General features: G+C 41.0%; 14 protein-coding genes and 1 pseudogene. 9 read left to right on the forward strand and 6 right to left on the reverse strand.

Translation table 11 applies throughout. The features are described from left to right. The first annotated feature begins 7 nt into the window (after positions 1-7). From bamA to ACILP5_RS06950, 3 genes are read left to right on the forward strand one after another with little or no spacing between them, the layout of a single operon-like run. Positions 8-2,665, forward strand: a complete 2,658-nt coding sequence (gene bamA / locus ACILP5_RS06940; RefSeq protein WP_395617933.1) for an outer membrane protein assembly factor BamA — start codon at positions 8-10, stop codon at positions 2,663-2,665. Between the two features lie 2 nt (positions 2,666-2,667). Continuing rightward, positions 2,668-3,252 carry an OmpH family outer membrane protein gene (locus ACILP5_RS06945; protein ID WP_395617934.1) on the forward strand — a complete coding sequence of 195 codons (585 nt, stop codon included), beginning with the start codon at positions 2,668-2,670 and terminating at the stop codon, positions 3,250-3,252. Positions 3,253-3,298: 46 nt separating this feature from the next. Further along, positions 3,299-3,907 (forward strand): OmpH family outer membrane protein, encoded by a 609-nt coding sequence (locus tag ACILP5_RS06950; protein WP_395617935.1) that lies wholly within the window; start codon positions 3,299-3,301, stop codon positions 3,905-3,907. A 49-nt stretch (positions 3,908-3,956) separates the two neighbouring features. Here ACILP5_RS06950 and ACILP5_RS06955 read toward each other — a convergent pair. The 3 genes and pseudogenes from ACILP5_RS06955 to ACILP5_RS06965 form a co-directional block, all read right to left on the reverse strand. After that, positions 3,957-4,643: pseudogene (locus ACILP5_RS06955) on the reverse strand (sulfite exporter TauE/SafE family protein); the annotation flags it as partial. Positions 4,644-4,689: 46 nt separating this feature from the next. Then, positions 4,690-5,268, reverse strand: coding sequence for a lipoprotein signal peptidase (locus ACILP5_RS06960; RefSeq protein ID WP_395617936.1), 579 nt, complete (start codon positions 5,266-5,268; stop codon positions 4,690-4,692). Then, positions 5,265-6,464: a proline dehydrogenase family protein gene (locus ACILP5_RS06965; protein ID WP_395617937.1), complete on the reverse strand. Its 1,200-nt coding sequence runs from the start codon at positions 6,462-6,464 to the stop codon at positions 5,265-5,267. The genes ACILP5_RS06960 and ACILP5_RS06965 overlap by 4 nt, the downstream gene beginning before the upstream one ends. Positions 6,465-6,570: 106 nt before the next feature. Here ACILP5_RS06965 and ACILP5_RS06970 point away from each other — a divergent pair, with 106 nt between their 5' ends. Beyond that, entirely contained in the window at positions 6,571-7,665 is a 1,095-nt protein-coding gene (locus ACILP5_RS06970; RefSeq protein ID WP_395617938.1) for a chorismate mutase, read from the forward strand. 200 nt (positions 7,666-7,865) lie between these two features. Here the strand turns inward: ACILP5_RS06970 and ACILP5_RS06975 are convergent, their stop codons facing one another. Then, positions 7,866-8,747 carry a DMT family transporter gene (locus ACILP5_RS06975; RefSeq protein WP_395617939.1) on the reverse strand — a complete coding sequence of 294 codons (882 nt, stop codon included), beginning with the start codon at positions 8,745-8,747 and terminating at the stop codon, positions 7,866-7,868. A gap of 58 nt (positions 8,748-8,805) precedes the next feature. Between ACILP5_RS06975 and ACILP5_RS06980 the strand changes: the two genes are divergently transcribed. Genes ACILP5_RS06980 through gatC form a run of 4 tightly spaced genes read left to right on the forward strand, consistent with a single transcriptional unit; the run spans position 8,806 to position 11,154 of the window. Next, a complete protein-coding gene (locus tag ACILP5_RS06980) occupies positions 8,806-9,177 on the forward strand; it encodes a RidA family protein (RefSeq protein ID WP_395617940.1) in 372 nt (123 codons plus the stop codon). A 5-nt stretch (positions 9,178-9,182) separates the two neighbouring features. Next, positions 9,183-10,685 (forward strand): glutamate--tRNA ligase, encoded by a 1,503-nt coding sequence (gene gltX, locus ACILP5_RS06985; RefSeq protein ID WP_395617941.1) that lies wholly within the window; start codon positions 9,183-9,185, stop codon positions 10,683-10,685. A gap of 9 nt (positions 10,686-10,694) precedes the next feature. Then, entirely contained in the window at positions 10,695-10,877 is a 183-nt protein-coding gene (locus ACILP5_RS06990) for a hypothetical protein (RefSeq protein ID WP_395617942.1), read from the forward strand. Next, complete coding sequence (gatC, locus tag ACILP5_RS06995; RefSeq protein WP_395617943.1) at positions 10,867-11,154, forward strand: Asp-tRNA(Asn)/Glu-tRNA(Gln) amidotransferase subunit GatC; 288 nt, start codon at positions 10,867-10,869, stop codon at positions 11,152-11,154. The genes ACILP5_RS06990 and gatC overlap by 11 nt, the downstream gene beginning before the upstream one ends. Here gatC and aroB read toward each other — a convergent pair whose 3' ends face one another. Beyond that, entirely contained in the window at positions 11,155-12,183 is a 1,029-nt protein-coding gene (aroB, locus tag ACILP5_RS07000; RefSeq protein WP_395617944.1) for a 3-dehydroquinate synthase, read from the reverse strand. Between the two features lie 110 nt (positions 12,184-12,293). Between aroB and ACILP5_RS07005 the strand changes: the two genes are divergently transcribed. After that, positions 12,294-13,277, forward strand: coding sequence for a pyruvate dehydrogenase complex E1 component subunit beta (locus ACILP5_RS07005; protein ID WP_395617945.1), 984 nt, complete (start codon positions 12,294-12,296; stop codon positions 13,275-13,277). Between the two features lie 277 nt (positions 13,278-13,554). Here the strand turns inward: ACILP5_RS07005 and ACILP5_RS07010 are convergent, their stop codons facing one another. Continuing rightward, on the reverse strand, positions 13,555-15,036 hold the full coding sequence (locus tag ACILP5_RS07010; protein WP_395617946.1) for a Do family serine endopeptidase: 1,482 nt from the start codon (positions 15,034-15,036) through the stop codon (positions 13,555-13,557). Between the last annotated feature and the right edge of the window lie 53 nt (positions 15,037-15,089).

The raw sequence follows: 15,089 nt of genomic DNA on the forward strand, positions 1-15,089 counted from the left end.
CTCATTTATGAAAAAATTATTTGCCATTCAATTATCAAATAAACGTAGCGCCTTGTTAGGTGTTTTACTGTTTATATTAGGTTCATATTCTGTGTCTGCTCAGATACTAGGCAGGACGAGATCATTAGCATCAGCTCTTCCAGAAACAAGTTTTTCCTATGCTGATCCTAAGGAGTATTCCATCGCTGATATTCAGGTAACTGGTTCGAAGTACTACGATGGAACTTCCATGATTAATATTTCAGGTCTTCAGGTAGGGGATAAAATCAAGATCCCTGGTGAGGCCATTGGAGCTGCGATTCGTAAAATAATGAATCAAGGTATTTTAGATGATGTGCAAATATTTGCGACGAAAGTAGAAGAGGGTAAAGTCTGGTTAAATATCGAATTAAAAGAGCGACCTCGTTTGTATTCGATTGATTATACGGGGATTCGAAAAGGAGAGAAAGAAGCTTTGAACGATAAGATGAAGACCTACAAGGGTAAGATTATCACGGAGACTCTTCGAAAGAATTTAGAATTGACGGTACGTAAATATTACCAAGAAAAAGGCCGTTTGAATGTCAAGACAAAGTCGGTTATTAAAGTAGATTCTGTGCGGGGAAATAATGCTATTTTACAAGTAGATGTCACTAAGGGGGAGAAAGTTAAAGTGAATAAAATTATATTGAACGGGATTGATCCTGAGTACCGTTCTCTAATCTTAAGAAAGATTAAAAACACCAAGCAAATTCGTTTTGGGCGTGTATTTAAACCTTCCAAATTCGTTCCAAAGAAGTGGGATGAAGATAAAGAGAAGTTACTTGCAGCCATGAACAAGCTAGGGTACCGAGATTTTCAATTGCAATCAGATTCAGTCGTTCGTTTTAATGATGAATCAATTAATTTAGTGTTGAGTATAGTTCAAGGTCGGAAATATTTTTACCGTACTATCCGTTTTGAGGGAAATTTCATTTACCCTGATTCTCTTTTAAGTGACGTATTAGGCGTGAAAAAAGGAGATGTATACAACACGGAGGAATTGGATAAAAAAATGAATGGAAACCCAGGTGAGGACTTAAGTTCTGTCTACATGGATAATGGGTATCTATACTATCATGCAGAGCCGATAGAGACGTCTATCGAGGGTGATTCAATTGACTTAACTATACGTATTTCAGAAGGTAAGCAGGCCACTATTAATAAAGTATCCTTGAACGGAAATACAAAAACATCTGATCACGTAGTCATGCGTGAGATTCGTACCTTGCCAGGTCAAAAATTCAATAAATCGGCTATCATTCGTACTGTGCGTGAACTTTCCACGATTGGGTATTTTAATCCAGAAAAGATTAGTCCTAATCCGGTTCCCCGCCCTGATGGTACGGTAGATATCGAGTACAATGTGGAGGAGAAACCTTCAGATCAAATTGAGCTTTCCGGAGGTTGGGGTGGATTCATTGGATTCGTAGGTACGCTGGGTGTCGTTTTTAATAATTTCTCGGCAAAAAATATTTTAAATCTTAAGTCTTATCGCCCACTTCCTGCTGGCGATGGCCAAAAGGTAGCTATCCGTTTTCAAGCCAATGGGGCTTCTTTTCAAAACTACAGTCTTACATTTACAGAACCTTGGTTAGGAGGGAAAAGGCCTAATTCCTTTTCAATTGCTATAAATAGCAGTATTTCATATCCATATTTATTCCGCCAACCAGGTTTTAATCGTGGTTTTGGTGGCGGTGGTTTTGGCGGTGGTGGTTTTGGTGGTGGTGGTTTTGGTGGATTTGGTGGCGGTGGTTTAGGAGGCTTTGGCGGTGGCTTTGGTGGAATAAACAGTTTCTCTGTTCCGGACTCATTGACAGATGCTCACTTTAACGTAACCAGTTTATCTTTAAGTTTAGGAAAACGTTTAAAGTGGCCTGATGATTATTTTTCATTAAGTCATTCGATTGCTTTTTCTCGTTTTGATGTGGACCGTTACATGACCTGGGCTTACCCGCAAGGTATTTCGACATCAGTCACATTCATGACGAACTTCTCTCGAAACAGTATTGATAATCCTACTTTTCCGCGTTCAGGATCTAGTTTCTCTTTATCAGGGACACTAACACCTCCATTTGGGTTATTAGGTATGAATAAAGACAACTTGTTGATTGAATACCACAAATGGATGTTTGATGCGAGTTGGTTTAGTCCTTTAGTGGGTAAATTAATCTTGCATACGCGTGCGCACTTAGGTTTCCTAGGATCGTATGGTGGCAAAGAGATTACTCGATTTGAGCGTTTTGATTTAGGTGGTTCGGGAATGGTGCAAGGGTTCTCCTTCAATCGTGATATTGTCGGATTAAGAGGATATAAAGACCGGGTAATTGGGCCTTCTGGCTCTTATGGTAACGGCGGTGTGGCATATAATAAGTTCGTGATGGAGGTTCGTTTCCCCGTTTCATTGAATCCATCTGCAACTATTTTCGCCTTAGCTTTTGCTGAGGGGGGTAACAATTTTACAACGTTAAATGAATATAGCCCATTTAATTTGTACAAATCTGCAGGTCTAGGAGCGCGTATATTTATGCCTGCTTTTGGTATGATCGGTATAGATTATGGTATGGCCTTTGATAAGCCACGTCCAGGAGATTCTGATTTTGGCCGTCAAGCCTTTACCTTCTCGATTGGACAACAAATTAGATAAGCATGATGCGGTTTTGGTTGACAGGTATTGTAATTCTACTGTTTCTGAGCTCTTCAAATGCTCAGAAATTTGGATATGTCGACACAGAATTCATCACCTCTAAAATGCCTGAGTACGCTAAAGTTCAACAGCAAATTGATCAGAATACGAAGACATGGTTAAACGATGTAGAAAAGAAAAAGCAAGAGCTAGAGAAGTTAGAAAAAGAATTTAAGTTAGAAGAGCTCTTATTAACCGAAGATTTAAAGCAGCAACGATTAGCCGCTATTCAGTTAAAAAGTAAAGAATTGAAGGCTTTTGAAAATCAAGTTTTTGGTCCTGAGGGGGATTTATTTAAATTAAAGCAAACCGCTTATAAGTCTATTTTAGATCAAATCTCTAAAGCAATTGAAAAAGTAGTTAGAACGAAGCGCTTAGATTTTATTTTTGACAAGGCAAATGATGGGTTGGTATTATTGTATACAAATCCTATTCACGACTACTCAGATTACGTTTTAGAAGAATTAGGAGTGGAGTTAGATCCTAATTTGGCAGAAAAAACAAAGAAAGAGGAGGCGCAAGAGCAGAAAAGTCCTAAAAAGAATTAATTTTACCCTAAATTATAAAGAGAACACAAACAAATTATTAATACACATGAAAAATAAGTTTATTTTGGCCGCAGGCCTACTTTTCGGATTAGCTGCGTTGCCTGCTACGGCTCAAGTAAAAATCGGATTCATCTACCAAGAAAAAATCTACAGCCAAATGCCAGAGGCTAAGCAAGTAGAGGAAGATTTGAAAAACACAGAGAAGCAATACCAAACATTGATTCAAGCAAAAATCAAGGACTTCCAAGATAAGGCAGCGGTGTATGAGAAGTTACCAGCTAACACATCTGATATCATCAAGCAAGACAAAGAGAAGGAATTACAAAACTTGCAAACTTCGATTCAAGAGTTCCAGCAAAATGCACAAACTTCTATCCAAAAGAAGCAAGCTCAATTGTTGCAACCTATCGTAAAGAAGATTGAAGAAAACATGCATGCAGTAGCTAACGAGAATGCATATACATTCGTGTTTAACAACTACGAGCCAGGAACAGGTGCTAATCCTGTGATTTTACACTTCCCTGCGGAGGCTGATATCTCAGACTTAGTATTGAAGAAAATGGGAATTACTCCACGTCCAGCAGGTGCACCAGCTCCAGCAGCAGCGGCTCCAGCAGCAGCTCCAGCGGCTAAGCCAGCAGCTCCTAAGAAGTAATTCTAATAAAAGAATAGAAAGAAACCTGATCGGAAACGGTCAGGTTTTTTTATGCCCTGAAGTATTGAATGGTTTGTAATATAGAAATCGTTCCGATGACTCCTAAGACCACATAGTGAAAGTATTTTTCAGGAAGATAAACAAGGACCTTTTTGCCTAGATAGGAGCCTGAAATGGCAATAATGATGAGAAATGGGATAAATACGATATGTTCTTGTTGAAAATAACCTTGCAAAATATAGACAACAGCACGACTCGTATCAACTCCCAGATCAATTAGTGCAGAGGTGGCAATGAATATATCTTTCTCCAAGCCAAAAGCCGCCAGTGTAATGCCTCTAATGGCTCAACCTGTCCCAATTAAGCCAGCCATAAAACCTGAAATCACACCACCAGTGTAGAGGTTGAAATTAGTTTGTTCAATCCTTTTTCCCACCCCCGAGATTTATAGAATTGTTAACCCCAATATGATCAAATTCATACTTAATTCAATTTCTTTCAATGGGATTACCGAAGTAAGGTAAGCGCCTAGTATTACGAAAATGACAGCTGGGACACCCAGTTTAATGGCAATATTTCTATTGATACCTTTTTGGAAAAGAAAAATCTTAGATAGATTACTGAATACGTGGAAGACGGCTGTGATACCTAATACCAGCTTAAAATTGATGAAAATAGAAGCTAAGGGTACAAACAATATTGATGAGCCAAAACCGCTAATCGTTCCGATGATTTCCGCAAGTAGAGCTAATTAAAAGAATAAATAATAGCTCCTGTCCATTTTATTGGTCCTGAATTATGAACTTGTTTTGAAAAAACAAGATAGCCATAACCCCACAAAAGATGGCCGCATCTGCGAAATTAAAGATGGGTGTGGAGTAATAAGACCCGCCCCAAAGTGGAATCCATGAAGGAAGTGGCCCCTCATAAAAATCCGCAAAGAACATATCAATTACCTGACCGTGAAACCATTCCATCGGCGCTCCCTCCGGGGCATTTTTGAACAATACCCCATAAAATACCGAGTCAATTAAATTCCCAATGGCCCCCCCCAAGATCAATGCTACTGAAACCAAAAGTCCTGTTGGGCTATTTTTAACCGTCAAATTGTACAAATAATAACCAATGCCGAACATGGCTAAAATACGAAAGCTTGTTAAGATTAACTTTCCCCAAATAGATCCAATTTGAATCCCAAATGCCATACCCGGATTTAAGGTATAATGTAGTTTGAAGAAGTCTCCAATAAGGGGAATTTGTCCAAAATAACCTGGCTCCATCCAAGTATGAACAGCTATTTTGATTCCCTGGTCTAGGGCAATAATCAATAAACTTAATAGAAAATAGCGGTAATTTTTCATGCGTTGTTTCGGCGATTTACTTCTTTTTGTAACAGGGCAAATTCGCGAGATGTTTGTCCAGCAATAGAACTATTTTCCTCTGCGCGTCTAAACAGGTAAGGCATTACGGCATCAACTGGTCCATATGGTACATATTTCGCTACATTATAGCCAGATGCGGCTAAATTATAGGAGATGTTGTCTGACATGCCAAGTAATTGTGCGAAGTAGATATTCGGGTGATTAGCTGGAATTTGTAATTCATTCATGGCATTGCAAAGTAGCAAACAGCTTGCTTCATTATGAGTACCCATGCAAAAATGCACCATATCCACATGCTGAAGGCATAACTTAACGCCTAAATCGTAATCGCGATCCGTATCTTCTTTACAAACGTGTAGAGGCTCTGAATATTCGTCTTCGTGTGCCTTTTGGCGTTCTTTTTCTAAATAGGCACCGCGCACTAACTTCACTCCTAAGTGATACTTGTTTGCCTCAGCCATGGCGATGGCCTCTTCTAAATTTGCCAGCATGTCATGGCGGTACATCTGAAAAGTATTGTAAATGATAGCTGTCTTTTGGTTGTATTTAGACATCATTTCGTAGGTTAATCGGTCGATGGTCGTCTGTATCCAGCTTTCCTCTGCATCGATAAATAAGCGAACCTTTAGCTGGTAGGCTAAATCACAGATTTCAGTTAATAAATCTTTGCTGTGATCGAATAATTCCTGCTCTTCCTCGGTTAATTCTGACTCGGTTTGGGCTTTTTCCAAAAGCTCAGATTGAAAAATCCCCGTTAACTTAAAAACGGCAAAAGGAATGGCTGGATTTTCAGCAGATTTACGGATAGTTTTAAGAATCTCATCCTTGGTTTTTTGGAATGATTTCTCACTTTCCTCTCCTTCCACAGAATAGTCAAGAATAGTGCCAATTTTCGCTTTTTCTAGTTCTTGAATCGTTGATTCACAGCCATCTATGGTTTCTCCACCACAAAATTGGGCGAAAATCGTGCTTTTTATGACTTTTTTGACCGGAAAATGCAGGAAAAGAAATAGTTTAATGAAAAAAGTGCCTAAATTTACCAACCAATTTTGGTTCATTGCAGCAAAAATCCAATAGGACTTCTTCAACTGAAAATCGTCTTTCGAAGCAAAGGCTATTTTTGTATCCTCAAATGATAAATTAATTGAGGTTATTGTTGATGATTTTTTTGTCATTTGTGCTAAAAATTGATGCAAATATAATTGAAATATTACCGATTGCTTAAGAAAAAAATAAACAAATAAATAGAGGACGTAGGTCCTTGTTAACCTTCAGAATATTATGAATGCCAATTTAGACATTGTACCGATGCAGGACTGGATTCAGACGAACGGAAAACCCTTAATTATTGCGGGTCCATGTTCAGCTGAGACAGAAGAGCAAGTATTAGAAACCGCTCGCCGTATCAAAGCGGAGGGTTATGCTCACATTATGAGAGCGGGTGTTTGGAAACCTCGTACACGTCCAGGCAGTTTTGAAGGGATGGGAGAACCAGCATTAAAGTGGTTAGTGGAAGCGAAAAAGGAAACAGGATTACCTTTAGCGATTGAAGTTGCAACGCCTGAGCACATCGAATTAGCCTTGAAATACGGCGTTGATGTTTTATGGATCGGTGCTCGTACTACGGTTAATCCATTTAACGTACAAGATTTAGCGGATGCTTTGAAAGGAGTAGACGTTCCTGTATTAGTGAAGAACCCAGTAAATCCAGACCTAGCTCTTTGGGTAGGTGCTTTCGAGCGTCTTCAAGGATCAGGTATCAAGAAATTAGGAGCAATCCACCGTGGTTTCTCTAACGCACAAGAAACAAAGTACCGTAACTCACCTATGTGGGCGATGGCAGTTGAATTAAAGCGTTTGTTTCCTCAAATGCCATTAATCGGTGACCCTTCTCACATGGCTGGCAAGCGTGCTTTATTGATGGAATTGTCTCAACGTATTTTGGATTTGAACTACGATGGTATGATCATCGAGACGCACCGTGATCCAGATGCAGCTTGGTCAGATGCTTCACAGCAAGTTACTCCTGAGAAATTAGGTGAAATGTTACGTGACCTTGAAGTTCGTAATGCGAACTATGGCGCTGACTTCTCTGATGAATTAGCGAGTCTTCGTGAGAAAATCGATAACATCGATCGTGAAATTTTAGAAGTTCTTGCTGCGCGTATGTCAGTGGTAGAGAAATTAGGTGAATACAAGCGCGATAACAACGTAGCGGTATTGCAATTAGATCGTTGGAAGCAATTGCACAATGATCGTGCTAATCAGGCCAAAGGTTTAGCTTTATATCCAGAATTCGTAGAAGAACTATTCAAATTAGTTCACTTAGAGTCGATCCGTAAGCAAACGGAGGTGATGAATAATGCAGTGGTTTAATCGCTAAATTTTATATTAAAAAAGGCCCTTAATAGGGCCTTTTTTAATATAAAATTGAAAGTTCAAAGAGCAAAGAATAAAGCATAAAGATGGAATCCGCTTCGCGGATGCATTCTTGAAAAACTTTTCACGATTCCATCGCCGTAGGCGATACCACCTCTATTCTTTATGCTTTGTGCTTTATTCTTTAATTAGTTGCGCTAGCGACTAATCTTATACCCCGCCCAAACAATCAGCCCCATTCCCATCAACGTAATGAAATCTGGGAAGCCATGACCCAATATCACCTCGATTATGATGGAGAATATGACAGAGCTATTTCCTACTACACCCACCACGCTAGCTTTTTCATTCAAGAGTGCCTGGGTAGTGTAGTATTGAACCCCTAAGGATAATAAACCCATAACAAGGGCCCATATCCATTCAGCTATCGATGGTTGCACCCAAACGCCGGTTAAGAAGCTATTTTCAAATCCGCCAAAAGTCCCGGTCAAAAGAGAAATAATAGAAGCGATAAGTCCGGCGCCCATAAAGGAAACGACGACCCAGCGAGAGTCATAGTATTTTTGGGCCTCTTTGATGGCTAAATAGCCTAAAGCAGTTCCCATGGCATAGATGATACCGGTGCTGTGGTGCCAAAGAGAACCATCACTACTCGGTTGGAAAATGAGTAAAATGCCGAAAAAGCCAATCAGTAGGAATAAAACCTGTTTACCGGAAAGACCTTCATTTGGCAATAAAAAGAAGCTAAAGACTGCAATAAAGAGGGGGAAAGCCTGGCCGTAAGTATTTGTTAAGGATAATCCGAGATGTTCTAAAGTGTAAAAAAGGCAATAGAGGGTGAAGGCGCCGAGAAGGCCTCTGTAAATGATAAAATAGAGTTTTCCGCCGGTTTGGATGGCGGGTCTGCGGTACAGGCTCGTCAATAAAAAGGGTAGACCAACGGCACTTCGGAAGAATACGAGTTGAATGGAGTTGAAGGTGTGGCTCATCTCTTTTGCGATCGCAGACATTACCGCGAAGCAAAGGGAGGAGAGTAACATAAAAAAGACTCCTTTATTGGAATAAATTCGTTTCAACATTTGGTATAATCTTCGAGGATTAGCTCAAATTTTCTAACTTGCATTTCTTTTCAAAGGTATGACAAAAAAAATAATTTTATCCCCTGATGCACCCGCTCCGATAGGGCCTTATTCCCAGGCAGTTGAGGTGAATAACACGCTTTACGTGTCTGGACAGATTGCTTTATCGGTTTTTGATGCAGGTGGAACGATAGAAGAGGAGACGAATCAAGTGATGTTGAATTTGCAACATATTTTAACTGCTGCTGGTTACAGTTTTGACCAGGTGGTGAAATGCTCCATTTTCGTGAAAGATATGAATCATTTTGGCCAAATAAATGAAGTTTACGGTCGTTATTTTACCTCCAATCCTCCAGCTAGGGAAACGGTGGAGGTCGCTCGCCTACCTAAAGATGTGCGCGTGGAGATTTCCTGTATTGCCTATAAATAAAATCTATGTCTAATTCAGTACGTGTTCGTTTTGCACCCAGTCCTACGGGAGCGCTCCATATTGGAGGGGTGAGAACGGCTTTATATAATTACTTGTTTGCCCGCAAAATGGGGGGTAAATTTTTATTACGGATCGAAGATACAGACCAGGCACGCTTTGTGCCGGGTGCGGAACAATACATTTTAGATAGCTTAGCGTGGTTAGGCATTAGTCCTGACGAAGGAGTAGGCGTGGGTGGACCACATGAACCTTATCGCCAAAGTGAGCGCAAAGACCTATACAAGGCCTATGCAGATCAATTATTAGCAGATGGAAAGGCCTATTATGCCTTTGATACCTCCGAAGATTTAGACGCGATGCGCGCTAGTTTTGAGAGTCAGGGGTCTGCTTTTCAATACAATTCCTTGACCCGTGTTAAATTAAAAAACTCGATTGCCTTAAATAAGGCTGAAGTGGATCAATTAATCGCTTCCGGAACGCCTTACGTGATTCGCTTGAAAGTTCCAGCGAAAGGAGAGGTTCGATTCCAAGACAGCATTCGCGATTGGGTACACGTACACACATCCAGCATCGATGACAAAGTCTTGATGAAATCAGACGGAATGCCCACCTACCATTTAGCGAACGTCGTGGATGATCACATTATGGAGATTACCCACGTGATTCGCGGTGAAGAATGGTTGCCATCGGCTCCATTGCACATTTTATTATATCAAGCTTTCGGCTGGAAAGCGCCTCAATTCGCTCATTTGCCGCTTTTATTGAAACCAGAGGGGAATGGCAAGTTATCGAAAAGGGACGCAGATTTAGGTGGTTTTCCTGTCTTCCCCATGGAATGGACGGATCCAGCTACGGGTGCGGTTTCCAAAGGTTTTAAGCAAGAAGGCTACCTTAAGGAAGCAACCTTGAACTTTTTAGCCTTCTTAGGCTGGAATCCAGGAACCGAGCAAGAAATGTTTAGCTTAACGGACCTTGCAGAAGCTTTCTCTTTAGAGCGTATTAATAAAGCCGGCGCGAAATTCGATGTAAAAAAAGCGCAGTGGTTTAATGAGCAATATATTAAGCAACAAGATCCAGTAGCTCTTGCGAAGGATTATTTACCTTCTCTTCCTGCTGATCAAGCACTTTCTTTTGTTCACTTGTTTTTAGATCGCATTACTTTTCCACAAGAATTAGCCCACAAGGTGGTAGAATTTCAAATGCGTCCAGCTGTTTACGAGGAGGCTGTTTTAGCTTCTAAGTGGAACGCAGATGCGGAAGCTGGCTTACAATTTATCCTAAAGGCTTTGCCTGGGGTGGAATCTTGGGAGCCGGAGGGCATCAAAAACGCGATTCACGAGGTTTTAGAGGCAAATGGAATTAAGATGGGCAAGGTGATGCAGATTTTGCGTGTCGCTTTGAGTGGAAATGGTGCGGGTCCAGATTTGATGATTTCAATGCAATTATGGGGTAAATCAGAGGTGATCGAGCGTTTATCTCTAGCATTATCGAAGTTCCCTACAGTATAATAAAAGAAGATGGCAAAGAAGGATAAAAAGAAGGAGTTACCCACGGTGCATCCGGATTTAGCGGGATTCGAGATGAATATTGATTCATTAGGAACTATTACGTCTACCCTTGATCGCGATCGATTGAATGCTTTTTTGGACAAACAAATGCCCGAGGATAAAAAATTAAAGCCGAAAGAAAATGAAGGTTAGTCAGGAGGATGTGAAGAAAATCGCGCATTTAGCTCGATTAGAGATGCCCGAATTGAAGATAGGAGAGATGCAACATTCCATCAACAAGGTATTAGTGTGGATGGAAGCTTTGAATTCAGTGGATACCTCAAATGTGGAGCCTCTAGTGCACATGACTCCCGCTTTGAATAATTTCCGCGAAGATGAGAGTAAGGTTACGTTAGATCGTGCCAAAGCTCTAGCACTAGGTCCCGACACAAACGAGACTTATTTCAAAGTGCCACAAGTAATCGAATAATTAACCAATATAGTACTCAATCGCCTTTTTCATTTCCGATTTGCTGACTGGAATATCATAGCCACAATCCCCAATTCCAGTTAACAAAGAGAATCTCACCTCTCCACCTTTGTTCTTTTTATCCTGAAGGGTCAAGGCAATAATGGCCGGAATCTCCGAAGCCTTCAATGCCACTATTCCATAGGTCTCGAATAAGTAGACCTCAACATCCCCAAGTTCTTCTTCTGTGATTAATCCGCGCTGATAGGCAATAAATGACTCCATGATCATGCCCACAGCGATAGCTTCGCCGTGCAAGATTTTACGTTTGCCTTGATCTAATAAGAAGGTTTCCACCGCATGACCTAAGGTGTGTCCCCAGTTTAAGATTTTACGCAAGCCTTTTTCGGTTGGATCCTCCGCCACTACCGCTTTCTTAATCTCCACTGAATGTTCTATCAGTCCCGCGAAATCTACCTCTGAGAAATCAGTATGACTGATTTGTTCCCATTTCTGCGCATCGCGAATCAAACAATGTTTGATGATTTCCGCATAACCCGAAAGTTTTTGCGCACTGGGTAAAGTATGTATGAAGTTCGGATCGATTAAAACCGTTTTAGGTAAGTTGAAAACCCCAATATGGTTCTTTAAACCCTGAAAGTCCACCCCTAATTTCCCGCCCACACTTGCATCTACTTGTGCTAGTAAGGTCGTAGGAATCTGAATAAAGTCTATCCCGCGTTTGTAGGTAGAGGCACAAAATCCGCCCAAATCACCAATCACCCCACCCCCCAAATTAATTAACAGTCCATGGCGATCCATGTTTGCTTTTGTCATGGCTTCCCAAACCTTTTCACACGTCCCTAAGTGCTTATTGTTTTCCCCAGATTTGATTTGAATCTTAATGAAACCCTTGGGCAAATAGGCTTGAATCAGCGGAAGGCAATGCTTGGAAGTAAGTTCGTCCACTAAAACCGCAATTTGCAAATAGGTATTTTGGCTTAAAAAAGCAGGTAAAGAATTTGAAATAGGTGCGATTTCGACTGACATGGGAATTTTTCTTCAATGGATTCCTAAAATTACCATGATTTTGTGAAAACAGACTATTTTTTGCCTAATTTTGTACCCGCTTGTTAATCCCACAAGATTTACATTTTTTTATGAGAGAAATTCAGTTTAGAGAAGCCTTACGTGAGGCGATGACAGAGGAAATGCGACGTGATGCATCTGTTTTTTTAATGGGTGAAGAAGTTGCGGAGTATAATGGAGCCTACAAAGTTTCCCAAGGAATGTTAGACGAATTCGGTCCAGATCGCGTGATTGATACGCCGATTGCTGAATTAGGTTTTGGTGGAATTGCCGTAGGCGCATCTGCGAACGGTCTACGTCCCATCGTTGAATTCATGACCTTTAACTTCTCTTTAGTTGCGATTGATCAATTGATTAACTCAGCTGCTAAAATGATGTCTATGTCTGGTGGACAATATTCTTGCCCTATCGTCTTTCGTGGACCTACTGGAAATGCGGGACAATTATCATCTCAACACTCATCTAACTTCGAGAACTGGTTTGCAAACACACCAGGCTTAAAAGTGGTGGTTCCTTCGAACCCAGCGGATGCGAAGGGATTGTTAAAGGCATCGATCCGTGATAATGATCCAGTGATTTTCATGGAATCCGAAGTAATGTATGGCGACAAAGGTTTAGTACCAGACGGCGAATACTTAATCCCAATCGGTAAAGCAAACGTGGTTAAACCAGGTTCTGCCGTAACGATTGTTACATTCGGTAAAATGCTTTCTCGCGTGGTTATGCCAGCGGTAGAAGAATTAGAAAAGCAAGGAATCTCTTGCGAAGTAATTGACTTACGTTCAGTTCGTCCAATTGATTATCCTGCAGTTGTGGAATCAGTGAAGAAAACGAATCGTTGTGTAGTAGTAGAAGAGGCGAATCCATTATCTGCTATTTCATCTGAGATTGCTTATCACTTACAGCGTTGGGCATTTGATTATCTAGATGCACCTGTGGTTCGTGTGAACTCACGCGATTTACCACTTCCTTACGCACCTACCTTGATCGAAGAAATTCTTCCAAGCATTGAGCGTACTATCCAAGCAGTTAAGACAGTGACTTATAAGAAGTAATCTTCTTCAGTGCATAAAAAAAGCCAGCGTTTCGTAAGAAGCGCTGGCTTTTTTATGCGGTAGTCGGTAATCGGTATCCAGTAGTCGGTAATCAGTATCTAGTGGTTGGTTGTCAGTAATCAGTAGTCGGTAATCAGTATCTAGTGGTTGGTTGTCAGTAATCAGTAGTCGGTAATCAGTATCTAGTGGTTGGTTATCACTCCATTTTATTACTCTCTACTCTCTACTCTATAATCTATACTCTACTGACTACCGACTACTGATTACCGTTTACTGACTACAATACATAAATAAACCTCGATCCATCCACATCCACACCCTCTAGCTTAATACGTCCTTTTCTAGATTCTAAAGCCTCAACCGCCTCCTTGGGCGTGTTAATTACTTTATCATTAATCTTTGTGATAACCGCACCTTTCGCTAGGCCATACATCTCAAGACGGCCATCTGGTAATACTTCGGCGATCTTTACGCCTGAACTTACGCCAAATTTCTTCTTCTCTGCTGGAGTCAAACTCGCAAACTTAGCACCTAAGAACTCTGATTTCGCTGATTCAGGAGAGTTGTCTCCTTTTATGATTTCGGTGTTGCCATCTTTGTTCTTTAAGGTTACCTTGAATTCTTTCGTAGCGCCATCGCGGTTAACTGTTACTTGAAGTGGCTCACCTGGACGCTTTCTGCTGACGATTTCCATTAATTTCGAAGTCGATTTAGTCTCTACACCGTCGATTTTAGTAATCACGTCGTTGATTTTGATACCCGCATCTTTCGCTGCTGAGTTTTCTGAGAAACCTCCCACATATACACCAGCGCTAGTTTTAAGGTCTTTTTCTTCTGCTAATTTGGCATTCACTTCAGAGATTTGAACGCCTAAGAAACCACGTTGTACGTTACCGTATTTGATTAAATCGCCAGATACTTTCTTCACGATGCTCACTGGAACTGCGAAGGAGTAACCCGCAAACTGTCCTGTACGAGAATATATGGCGGTGTTGATACCGATTAATTCTCCTTTTAAGTTCACCAAAGCTCCACCGGAGTTACCTGGATTTACTGCAGCATCCGTTTGAATGAAGGATTCAAGTGGATTCATGTCTGGGCTATCGCGGTCGATGATGTTTTGACGACCTTTGGCAGAAACGATACCTGCAGTCACCGTAGACTCTAAATTAAATGGATTACCCACGGCTAATACCCACTCGCCCACACGAAGCGCGTCAGAATCTCCAAAAGCTAAGAAAGGTAAATTCGTTTCCTTGATTTGGATAACGGCAAGGTCAGAGGATGGATCGGTAGAAATGACTTTGGCCTTGTATTCGCGCTTGTCATTTAAGATGACCGTCACCTCAGCCGCTTCCGCCACCACGTGGTTATTTGTTACGATATATCCGTCAGCCGAGATAATTACCCCTGAGCCAGATGCCTCTTGCGGTTGTTGCTGTTGTCTACGGCCACCGCCACCAAATGGATCGCCAAATCCAAAGAAATCATCAAAAGGGCTAGAGAATTGTTGTTGTCTTTGGCGCGTTTCCATCTTCGTCTTGATGTGAACCACAGCAGGAGTTGTTTTTTCCGCTGCATAGGTGAATTCACCTGGGTTTCCTGGAACGACTTGATTTGAAACGGAGGTGGTAAAGGCGGAAGGTGCATCCGAGAATCCGGATGAATTATTACCTAAATTAAAGAGCGAATAGGCACCTAAAGTGACTCCACTCGACATTAATGCAATGATCGCATACGACTTAAGCTGATTATTCATTTCCATTTAATTGATTTTGAATTAAAAATTGTCTTGCGAATTTAAATGAAAAT

The organism is Aquirufa sp. (genome assembly GCF_044239315.1).
Classification (GTDB): domain Bacteria; phylum Bacteroidota; class Bacteroidia; order Cytophagales; family Spirosomataceae; genus Aquirufa.